At 70.7% G+C, this 19182-nt stretch carries 20 protein-coding genes; 11 read left to right on the plus strand and 9 right to left on the minus strand.

What is annotated here, in order from left to right; all coding sequences use genetic code 11:
• The first annotated feature begins 30 nt into the window (after window positions 1-30).
• The 3 genes from ABT294_RS01655 to ABT294_RS01665 all read left to right on the plus strand — a co-directional run bounded on the left by ABT294_RS01655 (window position 31) and on the right by ABT294_RS01665 (window position 2361).
• Window positions 31-1380 carry a hypothetical protein gene (locus ABT294_RS01655; RefSeq protein WP_350802782.1) on the plus strand — a complete coding sequence of 450 codons (1350 nt, stop codon included), beginning with the start codon at window positions 31-33 and terminating at the stop codon, window positions 1378-1380.
• 28 nt (window positions 1381-1408) lie between these two features.
• Window positions 1409-2080, plus strand: a complete 672-nt coding sequence (locus tag ABT294_RS01660; RefSeq protein ID WP_350802783.1) for a DUF4230 domain-containing protein — start codon at window positions 1409-1411, stop codon at window positions 2078-2080.
• A 128-nt stretch (window positions 2081-2208) separates the two neighbouring features.
• Window positions 2209-2361 carry a hypothetical protein gene (locus ABT294_RS01665; protein ID WP_350802784.1) on the plus strand — a complete coding sequence of 51 codons (153 nt, stop codon included), beginning with the start codon at window positions 2209-2211 and terminating at the stop codon, window positions 2359-2361.
• 182 nt (window positions 2362-2543) lie between these two features.
• Here ABT294_RS01665 and ABT294_RS01670 read toward each other — a convergent pair whose 3' ends face one another.
• Window positions 2544-3725, minus strand: coding sequence for an acetyl-CoA C-acetyltransferase (locus tag ABT294_RS01670; protein WP_350802785.1), 1182 nt, complete (start codon window positions 3723-3725; stop codon window positions 2544-2546).
• Window positions 3726-3810: 85 nt separating this feature from the next.
• Between ABT294_RS01670 and mce the strand changes: the two genes are divergently transcribed.
• The 3 genes from mce (at window position 3811) to ABT294_RS01685 (ending at window position 7106) form a co-directional block, all read left to right on the plus strand.
• Window positions 3811-4233: a methylmalonyl-CoA epimerase gene (gene mce, locus ABT294_RS01675; RefSeq protein WP_350802786.1), complete on the plus strand. Its 423-nt coding sequence runs from the start codon at window positions 3811-3813 to the stop codon at window positions 4231-4233.
• A 192-nt stretch (window positions 4234-4425) separates the two neighbouring features.
• Window positions 4426-5715 (plus strand): DivIVA domain-containing protein, encoded by a 1290-nt coding sequence (locus ABT294_RS01680; RefSeq protein ID WP_350802787.1) that lies wholly within the window; start codon window positions 4426-4428, stop codon window positions 5713-5715.
• Between the two features lie 143 nt (window positions 5716-5858).
• Window positions 5859-7106 carry an AI-2E family transporter gene (locus ABT294_RS01685; protein ID WP_350802788.1) on the plus strand — a complete coding sequence of 416 codons (1248 nt, stop codon included), beginning with the start codon at window positions 5859-5861 and terminating at the stop codon, window positions 7104-7106.
• Here ABT294_RS01685 and ABT294_RS01690 read toward each other — a convergent pair.
• From ABT294_RS01690 to ABT294_RS01705, 4 genes are all read right to left on the minus strand, one after another.
• Window positions 7066-7860, minus strand: a complete 795-nt coding sequence (locus ABT294_RS01690; RefSeq protein WP_350802789.1) for an alpha/beta fold hydrolase — start codon at window positions 7858-7860, stop codon at window positions 7066-7068. The genes ABT294_RS01685 and ABT294_RS01690 overlap by 41 nt on opposite strands.
• Before the next feature lie 195 nt (window positions 7861-8055).
• On the minus strand, window positions 8056-8760 hold the full coding sequence (locus ABT294_RS01695; RefSeq protein ID WP_350802790.1) for an alpha/beta hydrolase: 705 nt from the start codon (window positions 8758-8760) through the stop codon (window positions 8056-8058).
• Window positions 8761-8796: 36 nt separating this feature from the next.
• Window positions 8797-9087, minus strand: a complete 291-nt coding sequence (locus ABT294_RS01700; RefSeq protein WP_350802791.1) for an Rv1322 family protein — start codon at window positions 9085-9087, stop codon at window positions 8797-8799.
• Window positions 9084-10532 carry a 3-hydroxyacyl-CoA dehydrogenase family protein gene (locus ABT294_RS01705; RefSeq protein ID WP_350802792.1) on the minus strand — a complete coding sequence of 483 codons (1449 nt, stop codon included), beginning with the start codon at window positions 10530-10532 and terminating at the stop codon, window positions 9084-9086. The genes ABT294_RS01700 and ABT294_RS01705 overlap by 4 nt, the downstream gene beginning before the upstream one ends.
• Before the next feature lie 36 nt (window positions 10533-10568).
• On the opposite strand from ABT294_RS01705, the gene nucS reads away from it, so the two are divergent.
• The 5 genes from nucS to ABT294_RS01730 all read left to right on the plus strand — a co-directional run bounded on the left by nucS (window position 10569) and on the right by ABT294_RS01730 (window position 15409).
• Entirely contained in the window at window positions 10569-11231 is a 663-nt protein-coding gene (gene nucS / locus ABT294_RS01710; RefSeq protein ID WP_350802793.1) for an endonuclease NucS, read from the plus strand.
• Window positions 11232-11348: 117 nt separating this feature from the next.
• On the plus strand, window positions 11349-12653 hold the full coding sequence (locus tag ABT294_RS01715; protein ID WP_350803330.1) for a carotenoid oxygenase family protein: 1305 nt from the start codon (window positions 11349-11351) through the stop codon (window positions 12651-12653).
• Entirely contained in the window at window positions 12650-13216 is a 567-nt protein-coding gene (locus ABT294_RS01720) for a GNAT family N-acetyltransferase (protein WP_350802794.1), read from the plus strand. The genes ABT294_RS01715 and ABT294_RS01720 overlap by 4 nt, the downstream gene beginning before the upstream one ends.
• A gap of 32 nt (window positions 13217-13248) precedes the next feature.
• The gene (locus tag ABT294_RS01725) at window positions 13249-14721 is read left to right on the plus strand and encodes an aldehyde dehydrogenase family protein (protein WP_350802795.1); all 1473 of its coding nucleotides are present in this window, start codon (window positions 13249-13251) and stop codon (window positions 14719-14721) included.
• 145 nt (window positions 14722-14866) lie between these two features.
• Entirely contained in the window at window positions 14867-15409 is a 543-nt protein-coding gene (locus ABT294_RS01730) for a TetR/AcrR family transcriptional regulator (protein WP_350802797.1), read from the plus strand.
• Window positions 15410-15608: 199 nt separating this feature from the next.
• On the opposite strand, the gene ABT294_RS01735 is transcribed toward ABT294_RS01730, so the two are convergent.
• From ABT294_RS01735 to ABT294_RS01750, 4 genes are all read right to left on the minus strand, one after another.
• Window positions 15609-15926: an STAS domain-containing protein gene (locus ABT294_RS01735; protein WP_350802798.1), complete on the minus strand. Its 318-nt coding sequence runs from the start codon at window positions 15924-15926 to the stop codon at window positions 15609-15611.
• A gap of 88 nt (window positions 15927-16014) precedes the next feature.
• Window positions 16015-17178, minus strand: coding sequence for a sensor histidine kinase (locus tag ABT294_RS01740; RefSeq protein WP_350802799.1), 1164 nt, complete (start codon window positions 17176-17178; stop codon window positions 16015-16017).
• Window positions 17179-18288 carry an ABC transporter permease gene (locus ABT294_RS01745; RefSeq protein ID WP_350802800.1) on the minus strand — a complete coding sequence of 370 codons (1110 nt, stop codon included), beginning with the start codon at window positions 18286-18288 and terminating at the stop codon, window positions 17179-17181.
• Window positions 18285-19181 (minus strand): ABC transporter ATP-binding protein, encoded by an 897-nt coding sequence (locus ABT294_RS01750; RefSeq protein WP_350802801.1) that lies wholly within the window; start codon window positions 19179-19181, stop codon window positions 18285-18287. The genes ABT294_RS01745 and ABT294_RS01750 overlap by 4 nt, the downstream gene beginning before the upstream one ends.
• Window position 19182: the final 1 nt, after the last annotated feature.

Here is a 19182-nt window from a genome sequence, read left to right on the forward strand (position 1 = left end):
GGTGCTTGATGGACTTCAACGGGATGATGCGTGCGTGAGCACGCGGGCGTTGCACGCGAGGAGCTGAAGCAGAGCGCGGCCGTCACGGTCGCCGTGCTGCTCGCGCTCGGCCTGGCAGCCGCGTGGAGCGTCCTGATCCCTGGCGTCGACGCGTGGGACAACATCGTGGCCGCCGTCATCGGGTCGCTGCGGCTGACGGGTCCCGTCGCCGCGGCGTTCGCCGCATGGGTGGCCCTGCGCAAGCGCAGGGCCCTGCGCCGCCGCGCGCTCACGCCCTGGCGCGCGCTGAAGGCGCCGCTCGCCATCATCGTCGTGGTGCTCGGCTCGTTCGCGGCCACCGTGCTGGTGCTGGCCGTCAAGACGGTGCTGACCGAGCAGTCCGGACGGCTGAGCCTGCCAGGTCTGGGAGTCGGCGTGGCCGGTCTCGCGCTCTACTCGGTGATCGGCTGGATCGCGGGCTGGGCGCTGCCGCGCGCCGTCACCCCGCCGATGGCCGGGCTCGGCTGCTACGGGCTGTTCACCTGGCTGGCCGAGGGCCAGTCGTGGGCCGACAGGCTGGCCCCGGGCACCGGCGAGCCCTACGACCTGTTCCAGGGGTTCAGCGGGGCGGCCTTCTTCGACCAGACGATCTGGCTGTTCGGCGTCACCGCGGCGCTGCTGCTCGGCTGGGCGGCGATGGTGACCAGGCAGGCGCTGGTGCTGGCGTGCGCGCTGCTCGCCGTGCTGGCCGCCGGCCTGGGCGTGGCCAGGCTGCTGGCCGAGCCGGAACCCGCCGCCGCCCAGGACATCGCCTACAGCTGCCAGGACTGGCCGATCACGGTCTGCGTCCACCCGGGCATGCGGGCGGGCCTGACCGAGCTCGGCGCGGCCTTCACCCCGATCGCCTCCCGGCTCGCGGGCACGCCCGCCGCCTTCACCCGGGTGGAGCAGCGCCCGCTCGACGAGCAGTTGAAGCCGTTCGCCGGGCTCGCCCCGATCCACGTCCCCGATCTGTCGGCCGGGTTCGCCGACGAGTCGGCCTCCGAGTACCTCGAGTCGCTGGCGGCCAGATGCCCCGACACCACCGCCGACGGATACCGCGAGATCGTGATGGCCTGGCTGCGCGGCGAGCCCCTGCCCGGCGGCCCGCTGCCCGAGCACCAGTACGCCGCCGCCTGGTTCTCCGGGCTGAGCGAGCACCAGCGGCGCGAGTGGCTGCGCATGTTCTACAGCGACTTCCAGTCGTGCAGGCTGTCGAGCACCCACTTCGGGGGCGGTCCCGCGCAGGCGGCCGCGCGTCCGACGCCCAGCGCGTCGCAGGTCTACCCGGTCTACCCGCAGCCCACCGCCGGGCCGACCCCGAACTGGGGACCGGAGATGTCACCAAAAGGCTGGAAATGATGATCGCCGTTCGGGTAGTCAAGCCCACATGACGACTTCCCAGACGGCGCCCGCCACGCTCCCCCCGGGGCGGCGCCGAAGGTGGCGATACCTGGCCGGGCTGCTGGTCCTGGCCGTCCTGCTGGTCGTGGGCGGACGGCTGGCGTGGTCCTGGCTCAACCCCCTGGGCGAGCGGACCGTCGACCGCAGCCAGCCGGTGCTGCTGCAGTCCATCAAGGACCTGAGCAGGTTCGAGGCCGCCACCGGCACCTTCCAGGTGGTGGTCGACCTGGAGAAGGACGCCGCGTTCCTGCCCGACGCGGTCAAGGGCACCCGCACGCTGTTCGTCGGCGCGGGCAGCGTCGACGCCTACGTCGACTTCTCCGGCATGGCCGCCAACGCCGTGACCGTCTCCGAGGACCGCACCCAGGCCACCATCCGCCTGCCCCGGGCCCAGCTCGAGAAGCCCAACCTCGACAACCGCCGCTCCTACGTCTTCGCCCAGCAGCGCGGGCTGCTCGACCGGGTGCAGGACTTCCTGTCGTCCTCCCCCGGCGACCAGCGCGAGCTCTACGTGCTCGCCGAAACCAAGATCACCGAGGCGGCGAACGCGAGCGACCTGCGGTCCAGGGCCGACGGCAACACCAAGGCCATGCTGGAGGGGATGCTCAGGTCCCTGGGCTTCACCAAGGTGACGGTCAAGTTCGCCGACGAGCCCTAAGCACCTCCTTAGGCGTCCTGAGCCCTGCCCCCGGCGGGGAGATAAGGCATCCGCCCGATGTGCGAGGGTGGGCCTTAGGCGGAGTCTTAAGAGTGCAAGAAGCCGAACACAAGCACGGGAGCACTCGGATGCACGCCGAACTCGAGTACGTCGTCATGCAGAACCACGCCGCCGAGCTGCGGAAGGCCGCCGCGGAGCACCGGCAGGCGCTGGAGGCGCAGCGGGGCCAGAAGGGCGAGCGCCGCCACCGCTCGCTGTTCGCCCGCTTCCTCGCCTCGTGACCCGCCCAGGACACCCCGGCCGCCCACGCCTGCGCGGCCGGGCCAACCCTCCATAGCGCCACCATCCCCGGAAGGGACAGGCCCCCACCAAAGGGGCACTCCCGAGGGCCGCCCCCGAGGCCCCGGACCCAAGGGGACAGAACCTCGCCCCGAGGCCCCGGACCCGTCCGAGGAGTACCCGACTACGGGACCCGGATGATGAGGGCGTCGCCCTGGCCGCCGCCGCCGCACAGACCCGCCGCGCCGATGCCGCCGCCGCGCCGCTTGAGCTCGTGGGCGAGCGTGAGCACGATCCGCGCCCCAGAGGCCCCGATCGGGTGGCCGAGCGCGATGCCGCCGCCGTTGACGTTCACCTTCTCCATCGGCACGCCCAGCTCCTTGACGGACTGGAGCACCACGCTGGCGAACGCCTCGTTGATCTCCACCAGGTCGAGGTCGTCCGCCGACAGCCCCTGCTTGGCCAGCGCCTGCTTGATGGCGTTGGCGGGCTGCGACTGCAGCGACGCGTCGGGACCCGCGACGTTCCCGTGCCTGCCGATCTCCGCCAGCCACGGCAGCCCGAGCTCCTCGGCCTTGGCCTTGGACATGACCACCACGGCGCAGGCGCCGTCGGAGATCTGCGACGCGGACCCCGCCGTGATCGTCCCGTCGGCGGCGAACGCGGGACGCAGCTTGGCCAGCGCCTCCACGGTGGTGTCAGCGCGCACGCCCTCGTCGTCCCTGACCACCGTCGGCTCGCCACGCCGCTGCGGGATCTCCACCGGGACGATCTCGTCCTCGAACACGCCGTTCTTGATCGCCTGGGCCGCGAGCTGGTGCGAGCGGGCGGACAGCTCGTCCTGCTCCGCGCGCCCGATGCCGAGGCGGGCGTTGTAGCGCTCGGTCGACTCGCCCATCGCGCACTGGTCGAAGGCGCAGAACAGGCCGTCGTGCGCCATCGAGTCGACCACCTCGGCGCCGCCGTACTTGACGCCCTTGCGCAGGCCGGGCAGCAGGTGCGGCGCGTTCGTCATGGACTCCATGCCGCCCGCGACCACGATGTCGAACTCGCCCGCGCGGATGAGCTGGTCGGCCAGCGCGATGGCGTCGAGGCCGGACAGGCACACCTTGTTGATGGTGATGGACGGGACCGTCATCGGGATGCCCGCCTTGACCGCGGCCTGGCGGGACGGGATCTGCCCAGCGCCCGCCTGGAGCACCTGCCCCATGATCACGTACTGGACGTCGGTGGGCGCGACCCCTGCGCGCTCCAGCGCCGACTTGATCGCGCGTCCGCCCAGGTCGACCGCCTGGAGCCCGGACAGGGCGCCGAGCAGTCTCCCGATCGGCGTGCGCGCTCCTGCGACGATGACAGATCCAGACATGACGGCGGGCCTCCTGTGCGCAGGTCGGGTTCTTTGACACCATACCCACGAGTAAGACGCTGTTCGCCATGGAGGTAGGCCACACATGTTCATGCGGATCGACCACATCGGGATCGCCTGCCGCGACCTGGAGGAGAAGATCGCGCTCTTCTCCGGCCTGTTCGAGCTGACCGTGGTGGCCCGCGAGGTGAACGAGGAGCAGGGGGTGAAGGAGGCCATGCTGCACATCGCGGACGGCGAAGGCGGGGGCTCCTACATTCAGCTTCTGGAACCGCTCTCGGAAGACTCACCCGTGGGGAAATTCCTGGCGAAGCGGGGCGAAGGTGTACATCATGTGGCATTTGGAGTCCCCGATGTCTCGGAGGCGATGGAACAGATTGGCGCGAAAGGCGTCAGGCTGCTGGATGCTCGGCCCAGGCACGGTTCCATGGGATCCTCGATCGCGTTTCTGCACCCCAAGGACACGGGAGGAATGCTGACCGAGCTGGTCCAAGCAGCCAAGGCCTAACAAACGCAAAAAACGCTCATATGTAACTAGTCACGCAGAAAGTCGGACGGGGCTTCGAAGGCGGCATCAGCGGAGTACGCTGGCCTTCCACCGGACATGGGGCCTGCCGCGAGGCACGGGCTCCTGGCGCGGATGTCCCGAACCCCCCGTCCGGCACGTGTAGCCGTCTCGACAACCCAGGATCGAGCCTCCATGCAGTCCGACATCGACGCCCAGCTCAACAACTTCTTCGAGGACGCTCCAGCACGCGAGTTCGACGTGGTGCTCCGTGGTTACGACCGCCACCAGGTCCACGACCACCTGAAGCAACTCGACGGTGAGCTTCGCCAAGCCCGCGAGCAGGCAACGTCCCTGCAGCGCGACCTCTCCGACTCTCAGCGGCAGCTCCAGGAGCAGGAGCGCCCCACCTACTCCGGGCTCGGCGCCCGTATCGAGCAGTTGCTCCGGCTGGCCGAGGAGCAGGCCACCGAGCTCGTCCAGGCCGCCAGGTCCGAGGCGAACGAGATCAAGGCGGCCGCCAAGGTGGAGGCCGCCGACATGCGCGCCGCCGCCGAGTCCGAGGCCGCCGACAAGCGCGCGCAGGCCACTCGCGAGAGCGACGAGATGCGCACCACGGCCGAGCGGGAGGCCGACGAGATCCGCTCGACGGCCCGCCGCGAGGCCGACGAGCTGACCAACACCACCGAGCGCGAGGCGGCCAAGCTGCGCGCCACCGCCGACCACGAGGTGGCGGAGAAGCGAGCCGACGCCGAGCGCGAGATCGCCAAGCTGCGCACGACCACCGAGCGCGAGGTCGCCCAGCTCAGGGCCTCCACCAAGCGCGAGCGCGACGAGGTGCTGACCACCGCCAAGCGCCAGGCCGACGAGATGCGCGCGCAGGCTCAGCGGGTGCTGGAGGAGTCCGAGGCCAAGCGGGCCCAGGACGAAGCCGAGTTCGAGATCCAGCTCGCGTCGCGGCGTGAGGAGGCGGAGCGCCAGGAGGCAGAGCGCCACGCCACCGCGCAGGCCGCCACCCAGAAGCTGGTCGCCGAGGCCGAGCAGCGCGCGGCCACGGCCGAGTCGCGGGCCACGAAGGCCACCCAGCAGGCCGACCAGACCCGCCGCGAGGCCGATCTGCACGCCAAGCAGCTGGTCGCCAACGCCCGCAAGAGCGCCGAGACCATCGTCTCCGAGGCCAAGACGAGCGCCGAGACCATCGTCACCGAGGCGAAGAACGAGGCTGAGCGCACCCGCACCTCGATGCAGCGCCAGGTCGACGAGCTGACCCGCCAGCGCGACAGCATCACCAGCCACCTGGCGCAGCTCCGCCAGCTGCTCGGTGGCGCGGCGCTGCCGGGTTCGGAGCCCGAGCCCGCGGTCGCCGCGGCCGTCCCGAAGCCGGCGCTCGCGGCGCCGGTCAGTGACAAGCCGAGCTCGCCCGCGCCCACCGCCACCAAGACGGAGGCCAGGTCCGAGGACGACGCGGAGTGGTGGCAGGAGTAGTCACCGCACGGGGGCTGATCGACGGCTGAAGAGAGCCTGGCGACCGGGAGGTCGCTAGGCTCTCTTTGTTGTCGAGCCCGGTCGTCGAGCCGCGGCCTGCGTCCGGCTCGTCGTGATTGTCCGCGACCCCCCAGGAGTTCCCCGTGTCCGCAGAGGCCCAAGCCCGCGCTGACGACCCACAGGAGACCAGCCGGGACACGGAGTCGCAGACGGGCTCAAGCGCTGACGGCCCGCAGGCGACCACCAGGAGCACGGGGGCACGGGCAGGCTCAGGAGGCGAAGCCGGCGCTGACGGCCCGCAGGAGGGCGGGCGCAGGCGGGAGGCCGACGAGCAGGGCGATTCGCTGCCCTACGGGCTGCCCGGCAAGCCCCTCACGCGCGGGCCGTTCCTGTTCGGGCTGGTCGGCGGGCTCGGCGTGCTGACAGCGATCGCGATCGCGCAGATGGTGGTCCACTCGCTGAGCACGATCATCCTGGTCGTGGTGGCGATGTTCCTGGCGGTCGGGCTGAACCCGGCCGTCGAGGCGCTCCAACGGCGCGGGCTGGCCAGGCGGGCGGCGATCTCGATCGTGTTCGCCGGGGTCATCGTGGCGTTCACGCTGTTCGGCCTGGCCGTGGTGCCGCCCGTGAGCCAGCAGCTCGCGGACTTCGTCGCGGCGGCGCCCGGCTATTTCACCGAGCTGAGCCGCAACCCGACGCTCCGGCAGCTCGACACCGACTACCAGATCCTGCAGCAGCTCCGCACGTTCGTGACCACCACGCTCGGGCCCTCACTGGCCACCGGGATCATGGGGGCCGGTCTGGTGGTGCTCGACGGCGTGTTCACCACGGTGACGCTGCTGGTGCTCATGCTCTACTTCCTCGGCTCGCTGCACACGATCAAGGCGTACCTGCTGAGGCTCGTCCCTGCCAGCAGGCGTGAGCGCACCGGGGCGATCACCGAACAGGTGCTCTCCGGGATCGGCGGCTACGTCGCCGGCAACGTCCTCATCTCGGTCATCGCGGGCGTGCTGACCTGGATCTTCCTGTCGGTCGCCGGCGTCCCCTACGCTCTGGCGCTCGCCCTGGTGGTCGCGCTCACCGACCTGATCCCGCTGGTGGGCGCCACGATCGGCGCGGTGCTGGTGACGGGCGTGGCGCTGCTCGGGTCGGTGCCCGCGGGCATCGCCTGCGGCGTCTTCTTCGTGGTCTACCAGCAGGTCGAGAACTACCTGATCTACCCACGCGTCATGAAGCGCTCGGTGGACGTGACGCCCGCCGTGACGGTGATCGCCGCGCTGTTCGGCGGCGCGCTGCTCGGCATCGTGGGCGCGCTGCTCGCCATCCCCGTCGCCGCGGCCATCGCGCTGATCATTCGCGAGATCGTGATACCCCGCCAAGCCCGTTACTGAGGAACTCCGTCACGGCCGCGTTGAACGCCTCGGGCTGCTCGACCGCGCTCAGATGCCCCGCCTTGGGAATGATCTCCAGCCTGCCGTCGGGGACGGCCCGCGCCATCGCCTCCGCGTCCGCGACGGTCGCCAGCTCGTCCTCCTCCCCCACCAGGACCAGCAGCGGCACCTTCAGCCCGGCGAGCGTGTCGAACGACTCCGGACGGGCCGCCATCGCCCGCTGGGCCCAGGCCACCGCCCCGGGGGGCGCCGACTGCACCAGCCCCTTCACGCGTCCGAACACCATCGCCCTGCGCGCCTTGGTGGTGGGCCCGATCAGCGCGGGCAGCACCTCCGTGACCAGCACCTCGCTGCCGCCGGACAGCACCGCCGCGGCGATACGCTCGCGGTTCGCGCGGGCGGCGTCGGCGTCGGCGCTCGCCTTGGTGTCGGCGAGGATCACGCCCAGCACCCGATCGGGGTGGCGGCGGCAGAACGCCATCGTGACGTAGCCGCCCATGGACAGTCCGCCGACGACGGCCCTGTCGATCCCCTCGGCGTCGAGCAGCCGGGCGACGTCGTCGGCCATCACCTCGACGGACGGCTCGTCGTCGCCCAGCCGGGTGCCGCCGAAGCCGCGCAGGTCAGGCGTGATCACCCGGCAGGTCCGGGCCAGCCCCTCCCGCTGGGCCAGCCACATGGCCGAGGAGAGCGGGAACGCGTGAAGCAGGACGACCGGGAGCCCGGTTCCGGCTGATCTCGAGTAGAGCTGCACGGACCACACGGTAGCCCTGATCTCGCCGACAATCACTCAACGACGTATGCCGATATACCCCTCTCGGCCTGACCGCTTCCCCATCTATCCCGCTTTTTCACTGCACGCGCCTTTTGCACCACCCAACCGCCCCAGGGCAAGCCGCAGGCACGACGGGGCTGCAACGGCGCCCGGCCAGCGGGCGGGCGTGGCGGGTCAGACGTCCGTGGGGAGCGGGTACGCGGCCGGGTTGACCTGCCTGACGATGTTGTTCAGCGCGATACGGACGTAGGGCTCGCCCACCCACAGGTGCTTGGCGCCGTCAACGCCCACGACCTCCGCCTGCGGCACCCGGGCGAAGCGCCTGCGGGCCTCCTCCGGACGGAGGTAGTCGTCGAACTCCGGCACCAGCGCCACCAGCGGACGCCCGAACCGCGCCCAGGCGTCCAGGTCGTCGTCGGTGGCCCGGTGCAGCGGCGGCGACAGCAGGATCGCCCCCTCCACCACCGGGTCGTGCGCCCACTTCAGCGCCAGCTCGGTGCCGAACGACCAGCCGACCACCCACACGTGCGGCAGGTCGTGGTACTCGGCGTACTCCAACGCCGCCGCCACGTCGAACCGCTCGCCCTCTCCCCCATCGAACTCCCCCTGCGAGGTGCCGCGCTCGGAGGACGTGCCGCGGGTGTTGAAGCGGAGCACGGCCAGGTCGGCGAGGGCGGGCAGGCGGTTGGCGGCCTTCTTGTAGACGTGGCTGTCCATGAACCCGCCGTGGGTGGGCAGCGGGTGCAGGGTGACCAGCGTCGCCACAGGCGGGCGGTCGAGGGGTTGGGCGAGCTCGCCGACCAGGGTCAGGCCGTCGCCGGTGTGCAGCTCGATCGGTTCTCGCCGGGCGGGCAGCACGGTCGCCGCGCGAATCTCCACATCGGTCCTTTCTGGGGTGTCGGTCGGGGCTCGGGCTCAGTAACGGCTGCGTCCGGGGCCGCGGTCCAGTCTCTTGCGCCAGCACGCCGCGTGCCAATGGCGGCGCTCCTCGTCGCCTCCTGCCCAGTTCGGCCAGCTCACCAGGTGCGGCAGCCCGCTGGGGATCTCCTGGTCGCAGCCGGGGCAACGGTAGCTCTTGGACGAGGAGGCGCCGGTGAGCATCCGCACCTTCCACTCGCCGTCGGGCCACTCCTCGACCCGGTCCATGCCTCGGGGAAGGCCGACGGGGCGGGATTCGTCCCTGCGGCGTGCGCGACGCGGGCTCATGGGCGCGGGAAGGCGCGCAGGCCCGCGGTGACGAGCTGGTCGAGCAGGGGGGCGGGCGCGTAGGCGGGCTCGCGGTACTCGGCGTACAGGGCACGCAGACCGTCGCGCACCCGGGCCGGGCCGATCGTCTCCAGCATCTCGAACGGGCCCGCCGGGTAGCCGCAGCCCAGCCGCATGGCCGCGTCGATGTCGTCGGCCGAGGCGTATCCGGCGGCGTACATCCGGACGGCGTCGTTGAGGTAGGGGTAGAGCAGCGCGTCGACCACGAACCCGGCCCGGTCGCGGCACTCGACCGGGGTCAGCCCGATGGCCTTCGTCAGGTCGCGGGCGGCGTTGGCGGCCTCCGGCGAGGTGAGGACGGTCGCGGCCAGCTCGGCCACCCGCGAGCCGACGAGGTGGACCCCGACCATGGTCTCGGGACGTTCCAGCCGCACGGCGTGCTCGATCACCGGCCGGTCGCCGAGCTGGAGCACCACGTCGGCGTCGTCGGACAGCTGGAAGCCGGCGGCGGCGAGCCGGTCGGCGAGGTCCGCGCCGCCCTCGCCGAGCACCCGTACCGTGGTGATCTTGGACTTCTCGGGCTCTGCCGGTGTCGCGGGCCCGTCGTGGAAGCCGCGGCCGCTCTTACGCCCCAGCAGGCCTGCGGTGACCAGCTCGCGCAGCGGCGGCGCGGGGGCGTGGCGGCGGTCGCGGGTCTCGTCGAAGAGCGTGCCCATGACCTCGTAGGCGGTGTCGAGCCCGATCAGGTCGAGCAGCGTGAACGGGCCCATGGGCAGGCCCACGCCGAGCGTCATCGCCGCGTCGATGTCGTCGCGCCGCGCGACGCCCTGTTCGAGCAGCCACGCGGCGTGGTTCAGGTACGGCAGGAGCAGCCGGTTGACCACGAACCCGGCCCGGTCCCCCACGGCGACGGGCGTCTTCCCAAGCCTCCGGGCAAGCCCCGAAATTTCCTGAACCATTCCCTCGGCGGTCACCACCGTCCCGACCACCTCGACCAGCTTCATCACCGGGGCGGGGTTGAAGAAGTGCATCCCCACGACCTGCCCCGGACGCCCGGTCGCGGCGGCCACGGCGGTGACGGGCAGCGAGGACGTGTTCGTCGCCAGCACGGTCTCGGGCTTGCAGATCCGGTCGAGGTCACGGAAAAGCGAGATCTTGTACTCCAGGATCTCCGGGATCGCCTCGACCACCAGATCGACCTCGCGCAGGTCCTCGCGGGAGGTGGTGAGCATGATCCGGCCCAGGATCTCGTCGCGCTCACCGCCGGTGAGTTTGCCCTTGTCGACCGCCCTCCCGGTGGACCTCTCCAGATGCCCGCGCCCCCGGGCGAGCGCCTCGGCGTCGGCCTCGACGCCGATCACCCGCAGCCCGGCCCGGGCGAACACCTCCGCGATCCCGGCCCCCATTGTGCCGAGCCCGACGACTCCCACCATGTCGAACGCCATGCCCCCAGTTTTCCAGAGCCGATAGGGTAGGCCGTCATGCGGTTGGTCATCGCGCGATGCAGCGTGGATTACATCGGACGGCTCACGGCGCACCTGCCCATGGCCCCCAGGCTCGTGCTCATCAAGGCCGACGGAAGCGTGTCCATCCACGCCGACGACCGCGCCTTCAAGCCTCTCAACTGGATGAACCCGCCGTGCAAGCTCAAGGAGGACGGCGAGACCTGGACTGTCACGCACGGCAAGACCGGCGAGAAGCTGGTCCTGACCATGGCGGAGGTCCTCCATGACTCCAGCCACGAGCTCGGCGTCGATCCCGGCCTCATCAAGGACGGCGTCGAGGCGCACTTGCAGGAACTGCTGGCGGAGCACATCTCCACCCTGGGCGACGGCTACTCGCTGATCCGCCGCGAGTACATGACCGCGATCGGCCCGGTCGACATCCTGTGCCGCGACGGCGCCGGCGCGACGGTCGCGATCGAGATCAAGCGCCGGGGCGAGATCGACGGCGTCGAGCAGCTCACCCGCTACCTCGAGCTGCTCAACCGTGACCCCCTGCTGGCCCCGGTCCGCGGCGTCTTCGCCGCCCAGGAGATCCGGCCCCAGGCCCGCGTCCTGGCCACCGACCGCGGCATCGACTGCGTCACCCTCGACTACGACGCCCTGCGCGGCATCGAACCCGAGAACCCCACCCTCTTCTAACGCCCCGCGCGGGGCTCCCTTCTGGGGAAACCGCGCACACTCCTGCCTTGACATTCCATAATTGACAGGTCACATCTGAAGGTTCTACGGTCGACCTATCAAGATTGGAGCGTGCACATGACGATCCCCGCCTATCTGAGCGGCAACCTGGCTCCCGTCCCCGACGAGACGGAGGCGTACGACCTGCCGGTCACCGGTGCCCTCCCGCCCGAACTGACCGGCCGGTACTTCCGCAACGGCCCCAACCCGCGGCCCGGCGAGGACCCGGGGCACTGGTTCGCCGGGCACGGGATGATCCACGGCGTGCGGCTGAAGGACGGCCGGGCCGAGTGGTACCGCAACCGCTGGGTGCGCACCAGGAAGTTCACCGACGACGCCCCCTTCTTCACCGACGAGGGCCTGGACCGCACCGCGGTCCGCGCCAACACCCACGTGATCAGGCACTCCGACCGGATCCTCGCCCTGGCCGAGAACGGCCTGCCGTACGAGATGACGCCCGAGCTGGCCACGGTGGGCCCGTGCGACTTCGGGGGGCGGCTGACGACGGCGATGACCGCGCACCCCAAGCAGGACCCGCTGACCGGCGAGCTGCACTTCTTCGGCTACGGGTACGCGCCGCCGTTCCTGACCTACCACCGGCTCTCGAGGGAGGGCGAGCTGGTGGAGAGCCGCGAGATCGAGGTGCCGGGCTCGACGATGATGCACGACTTCGCGGTCACCGAGAACCACCTGATCTGGCTCGACCTGCCCGTCACCTTCGACCCGGACCGCGCCGGCATGCCCTACGCGTGGGACGACGCCTACGGCGCCCGCCTCGGCGTCACGCCACGCGGGGGCGGCGTGACCCGCTGGTTCGACGTGGATCCGTGCTACGTGTTCCATGTCGGCAACGCCTGGGAGGACCAAGAGGGCCGGATCGTGCTGAACGGCGCCCGCTACGCCCCCGGCTCCTTCGTCGCGGGGTGGAAGCGCATCGGCGGCTCGACGGACCCCGCCAGGCACGCCGCCGCCACGGGCGCCGCGCGCCTGCACCGCTGGATCCTTGACCCGGCCTCGGGGGCGGTCAAGGAGGAGGCGCTGGACGACCGCGCGGTGGAGTTCCCGACGTTCAACGACGACCGGCTCGGCCGCGCCAGCCGCTACCTCTACGCGGTCGGCGACGACGCCGTGGTCAAGTACGACCAGCGCACGGGCGGCGGGGCCGTGGTCAGGCAGACCGGGGGCGACACCGGCGAGGCCGTGTTCGTGGCGGCGGAGGGCGCCACGGCGGAGGACGACGGCTGGCTGCTGTCCGTGGTGACCTCGGGCGAGTCGTCCGAGCTGCTCGTGCTCGACGCGAGCGACCTGTCGAGCGTGGCGTCGGTGCGGCTGCCGCGCCGCGTCCCCGCGGGGTTCCACGGGTCCTGGCTGGAGGAGTCATGACCAGCGCTGACATCCGGCCCGGCGACCCGGTAGAGGCCGGCCGGGTGCTGGCGAGGGCCTTCCACGACGCCCCGGTGATCAACTGGATGCTGCCCGGCAGCACGGGTGTGCCCCTGATGTTCGCCATGCTCTCCCGCCACATGCACGCGATCACCGAGGCCGTCCACGACGAGGGCGGGGCGATGGTGGGCGCCGCCCTGTGGGATCCGCCCGGCCACGTGCCCGACTTCGAGAGTGCGGTGCCGGGGTTCGTGGAGGCGATGGGCGAGCGGGTCTCGTACGGCATGGTGCTGGAAGAGACGCTGGCCGCGCACCGGCCGCAGGAGTCGCACTGGTATCTCGCCCAGATCGGCACCGTCCCCGAGCGCCAGGGCTCCGGCCTGGGCGGGGCGCTGATGCGGTCGGGGCTGGCCAGGTGCGACATCGACGCTCTGCCGGCCTACCTGGAGAACAGCAAGGAGGCGAACCTGCCCTTCTACGAGAGGCACGGCTTCGCGGTGACCGAGAAGTTCTGGCTGCCCGACGGCCCGCCGATCTGGGGCATGTGGCGCGAGGCCGTCTAGTAAGCGTCGGCTTACCGGTCTATCGTGGCGCCATGACGACGCCGACCTTCGACTCTCTGAACCCGGCCACCGGCGAGGTCGTCGGCAGCCATCCCAAGCAGCCGGCCGACGCCGTGAGCGCGGCCGTAGGCAGGGCCGACGAGGCCGCGGCCTGGTGGTCGGAGCTGGGCGCCGCCGAGCGCAGGCGGCGGCTGCTCGACTACAAGGCGGTCCTCACCCGGCACCTCAGGGAGCTGGCGGGGCTGGTCCACGAGGAGACGGGCAAACCGCTCGGTGACGCGACGCTGGAGATCGTGCTGGCCATCACGCATCTCGACTGGGCCGCACGCAACGCGGCGAAGGTCCTCGGCCGCCGTCGCGTGGCGACCGGGATGATCGGCCTGAACCTGGCCGCCACCCTGGAGTACCTGCCGCTGGGCGTCGTCGCGGTGATCGGGCCGTGGAACTACCCGGTCTTCACCCCGATGGGCTCGATCGCCTACGCCCTCGCTGCGGGCAACGCGGTGGTGTTCAAGCCCAGCGAGCTCACGCCCGGGGTCGGCGTGCGGCTGGCGGAGCTGTTCGCCGAGTCCGTCCCCGAGCAGCCGGTCTTCCAGACCGTGACAGGGCTGGGCGAGACGGGCGCGTTCCTCGCGCGGGACCCGCGTGTCAGGAAGGTCGCGTTCACCGGCTCGACCGCGACCGCCAAGCGGGTGATGGCGGCCTGCGCGGAGAACCTCACCCCGATCGTGGCCGAGTGCGGCGGCAAGGACGCCTTCATCGTCGACGCCGACGCCGACCTGAAGGCCGCCGCCGACGCCTGCCTGTGGGGCGCGATGTCCAACGCGGGGCAGACGTGCGTGGGAGTGGAGCGCGTGTACGTGGTCGACGCCGTGTACGACCCCTTCATGCGGGAGTTGTCGGAGCGGGTCAGCACGGTCAGGGCGGGCGAGGACTACGGGCCGATCACCATGCCGGGCCAGCTCGACATCATCAGGAGACACATCGACGACGCCACCAGGTCCGGAAAGGCACTGGCGGGCGGCCCTGAGTCCGTCCGCGCGCCGTACGTGGACCCGGTGATCGTCGAGGATGTCCCGGAAGACTCCCCCGCCGTGCGCGAGGAGACGTTCGGGCCGACCATCACCGTACGGCGCACCCGCGACGCGCGTGAGGCGCTGGAGCTGGCGAACGCCTCGGCCTACGGCCTGGCCGGCACGATCTTCTCCCGCGACGCCCGCCGCGCGACGGACCTCGCCCGGATGATGCGCACCGGGATGACGGCCATCAACTCGGTCATCTCGTTCGCGGGGGTGCCCGCGCTGCCGTTCGGCGGCGTCGGCGACTCCGGGTTCGGACGCATCCACGGCGCCGACGGCCTGCGGGAGTTCACCAGGCCAAAGGCCGTCTCCCGCCAGCGCTTCGCGCTGCCCGGCATGAACCTCACCTCGTTCTCCAGAGGCCCCGCGGAACTTGAGCGGCTGATCAGGCTTGTCACGTTCTTGCATGGCCGACGTAAGAGGTAATCCGTCCACTCTTTCCCAAAACGGATCATCCGTCCATAATTGTGTGCTCTGGGGGCTACGATCATGTTGGACGGGTGGAATTGTGAACCGGTCTTACCGGGGAATGACGGCTGAGCAAAGGCTGGCAGACAGACGGGAGCGGCTGATGACAGCCGCCTACACGCTATACGCCAAGCCTGGATTCGCGGCGACGACGATCGAAAGGCTGTGCTCGGAGGCCAGGATCTCCAACCGCGCCTTCTACGAATGTTTCGGCGGGCGCGAGGAACTCCTTCAAGCCCTCCACGAGCGGTGCGTGGAGGAAAGCCTGGCCGTCGTCACCAAAGCGTTACAAGAGGCCCCCGGCACGCTTGACGGCAGGATCGAGGCGGGGATTCGCGCGTACGTCGAATTCACCACCGCCGACTGGCGCAGGGCACGCATCATGCACCTGGAGGTCCGCAGGTCGGGTGACGTTCTCGCGGCCTCGCGGCAGCGCGCGGTGCAGTCCTTCGCCAGGCTTGTCGAGGAGGCGGTGGCCGATTTCCCCGAATCACAATCGCTCAATCGCCGCCTCGTGGCGCGTGGAGCAATTGGAGCGCTACAAGAGCTGCTCATCGAATGGCTGCTGGCCGACGATCCTCCAGAGGTCGGCGAACTGGTCTCCGTGGCCGTGCACATCTTCAGCCGGACCCTCGGTAGACCGTGAGGTGTCGATTACGGTTCGTGATTATCAGGCAATCTGGTAGGACGATAATCAGCTATTCGGCATAACCGTTGTATTGGTCGTCCGGACACCCGAGTCAAGGGCCATCCGAAACTGAAGAGAGCGGGCAACGGCTGATCGCGGCCCGCTCCGATATGTTCGGCGACCGCCGGCGGCACTCCCGTGAACCGCCGGCATCGCCTCAGGCCACCGCGGCCGCGGGCACCTCGACGTTCAGGACCCGATTCAGCCGGGTCACCGCAAGTGTCCGCATGACCCGCGGAGGCACCCTCCGAAGGACAAGGCGACGTTGCACGCTGAGCGCGCGCCGATGTGTGCCCACGAGCACTCCGAGGCCGGTGGCGTCGATCATCTCCAGGCGGGAGACGTCGAGGATCAGGTCGCCCGCCCCGGAGTCGACCGCCGTGTGCAGGCGTTCGCGCACCCCCGCCGACGTGCCGGCGTCGAGCCGCGCACCGATCCGCACCACCTGGGCTCGTGGATTGCCCTGGACGCGCATGTCACCTCCTCATGCCCGCCGCGCATCTCACGCAGCGTAGCCATACCCTCCCATACAGCGAAGGTCGAGCCGAAACCTGACACCTCCACTACCCACGCAGCGGAAGTGACACGGCCACAGTCAGAACAAATGCCCCGTCACCCGTCGGCAGAGCGGACATCTTCCCGCCCACGGCGGCGACCCGCTCGCCCATGCCGGTCAGCCCGCTTCCCACATCGACGCCCTGACGGCGGGCCACCCCGTCGTTGCGCACCTGGAGCTCCGCCATGGCGTCGGTGAAACGCAGGGTGATCTCGCAGTAGGTCGCCATGCTGTGCTTGAGCACGTTCGTGACGGCCTCGCGCACAGCATAGGCGAACACCGGCGCCACTCCGTCCGGCAGGTCGCGGTACGGCAGCCGCACCTCGCACCGGATCCCCGCCGCCTCGAGCACCCCTTGCACGCTCTTCAGCTCAGCGGTCAGGTCGAGGTCGCGGTAGCCGCGCACGGCCTGCCGCAGCTCCCGCAGGGCGGTCCTGGTCAGCTTGTTCACCTCGACCATCTCCGCCTTGGCGGCCGGGCCGTCGCTGTCCGACAGGCGCACGGCGAGCTCGGTCTTGACGGCGATGGCGGAGAGCTGGTGCCCGACGAGGTCGTGCAGGTCCCGGGCGAAACGCAGGCGCTCCTCGGCGAGCGCCAGCCGCGTGTGCGCCTCCCGCCCCTCGTGCGCCTGGACGGCGAGCGTCCAGATCCACGCCCAGATCCGGTTGGACGGCGGGAACGCCGCGCTCATGATGGCGTAGATCACGATGACGGAGACCAGCACCGTACCGCGGTCGGCGCTGCCCGCCAGCGCCATGTCCAGCCCCGTGAACAGGGACAGGGCGCTCAGCGCGACGGCGACCGCGAACGTCGCCAGGGTCAGGAGCACGGCAGTCCGCCGTGACACCCCCACGGTGGCGATGGACAGCCAGACCATGAGCATGAACCCCCAGCCGATGGGGTCGGCCCCGCCCACGGCCGCCGCGAACACGGCGAGAGCGCCGGCCACCACCACGTCCCTGGTGGCGTGCCGACGCTCGAGGATGGCGTTGGTGATGCGCAGGTACAGCCAGGTGAAGCAGATCGCGGCAATCAACGCGGGAGCGACGCGCACCCAGTGCCCCTGGGCGAGCATGAAGCCGGTCGAGACGACGACGCAGACCCACATCGCCACCAGGACCGAGTTCAGCACCCCCCGGGTGAGGCGTCGCGCCCGCTTGATCGCGTCCATCTACTTGGCGCGCAGCACGTCGCCGAGCTTGACCCTGGCCCCGGTGCGCAGCACGGCCCGCTGGTAGACCTTCGCGCCGACGGACAGCACACCCAGCACGCCCAGCACCATCAGCGCGCCCGACACGCCGACCTGCCAGAACGGCACGTCCACGGCGGCCATCCGCACCGGCATGACCATGGACGAGAACGGCGGGACGAACGACAGCACCTCGGCCAGCGTGCCGGTCGGGTCGCTGGTGGCGTAGAACGCCGCGAGGTACGTGATCATGATGAGCATCGTGAGCGGCGACATCACGTTGCTCACCTCCTCCTGGCGGGAGACCAGCGAGCTGAGAGCGGCCGCGAGCGTGGCGAAGAAGGCGTACCCGAGCACGAACCAGACCAGCACCCCTGCCACGATGCCGGGCATGCCGGGCGGGAAGTCGGTCGCGAGGCCCGAGCCGACCGAGGCGGCCACGCCCACCACCAGGATCGTGACCAGGTTGATCAGCCCCAGCACGCCCAGCCCGAGGATCTTCCCGGCGAGCAGCTGCCAGGGACGCACCGAGGCGAGCAGGATCTCCACGATCCGGCTGCCCTTCTCCTCGACCACGCCCATGGCCACCATCATGGACTGCCCGATGATGAGCATGAACAGGACGAGCACCAGCACCACGGCGATCCCGGTCCGGGCGGACTGGTAGCGGGTGTCGGCGCCGACCGACTCCATCTGCAACGGCGCGATCCGCACGCCGGCCGCGCCGAGCTTGACCTCCCGGTTGGTGCTCTGCAGCAGGACGCCGAGCTGCTGGTCGATCTCCCCGTCGGTGATCACCTTGGCGCCGTTGACCAGCACCGCGTCCACGTCACCGTCCAGCACGGCCTTCTTGGCGGCGGCCTCGTCGGGGAAGGTCCGCCACTCGATCTCGGCGTCGGGGGCGGCCGCCTTCAGCGGCAGCTGCTGGGAGTTGACGGTGCCGAGCTTGTAGGAGTCGGGCCCGCCGAAGACCTTCGGCGCGAACGCCGCCGCGCCCACCAGCGCGGCGGTGATGAGCAGGCCGATGAGGAACGCCCTGGTCCGGATCTGCGTGGTGATCTCACGCCGGGCCACCAGCATCACGCCGTTCACGCCACTGCCTCCTTGAAGATGTCGGTGAGGGTCGGTTGCTCGGCGCCGAAGTGCTCGACGTGCCCCGCCTTGAGGGCACGGCGCAGGATCTCCTGGTCGTCGCCGTCCTGGGTGACCAGCACGTGCCGGTCGCCGTTGACGGTGACCGTCCCGGGCAGGCCGTCGGCCCAGCCGGGCGCGGGGTCGCGCACCACCACGCGCAGGGTGTGGCTCTCGGCCGCCCGCAGCTCGTCGACGGTGCCGCTGGCGACCATCCGACCGGCCGAGACGATGCCGACCGAGTCGCACAGCCGCTCGACCAGGTCGAGCTGGTGGCTGGAGAAGATCACCGGCACTCCGCCCCGGCAGCGCTCCTGGAGCGCCGAGGCGAGCGCGTCTACCGCGATCGGGTCGAGGCCGGAGAACGGCTCGTCCAGGATGAGCACCTCGGGGTCGTGCACCAGGGCGACGGCGAGCTGGGCGCGCTGCTGGTTACCCAGCGACAGCGACTCGACCGCGTCGTTCCTGCGCTCGGTCAGCGCCAGCCGGTCCAGCAGCTCCTCGGTCGCCTTCCCGGCCGCGGACGGGCTCATGCCGTGCAGCCGCCCGAAATACTCGACCTGCTCGGCCACCCGCATCTTCTGGTAAAGCCCGCGTTCCTCCGGCATGTACCCGAACCGCCGGCGGTCGGCGTGGTCAAGCGGCCTGCCCTGCCAGCTCACCGAGCCGGAGTCGGGCTGGAGCACCCCCATGACGATCCGCATCGTCGTCGTCTTGCCGGCGCCGTTCGCGCCGACGAACCCGAACATCTCACCCGGGCGCACAGTGAAGCTGACCCCGTCGAGGGCGACCTTGCCGTCCGGCGCGTCCGGGCCGCCCGCGAAGCGCTTGCGCAGTTCACTGATCTCGAGCATC

The organism is Nonomuraea sp. NPDC000554, assembly GCF_040300065.1.
In the GTDB taxonomy this organism is placed as follows: Bacteria; Actinomycetota; Actinomycetes; order Streptosporangiales; family Streptosporangiaceae; genus Nonomuraea.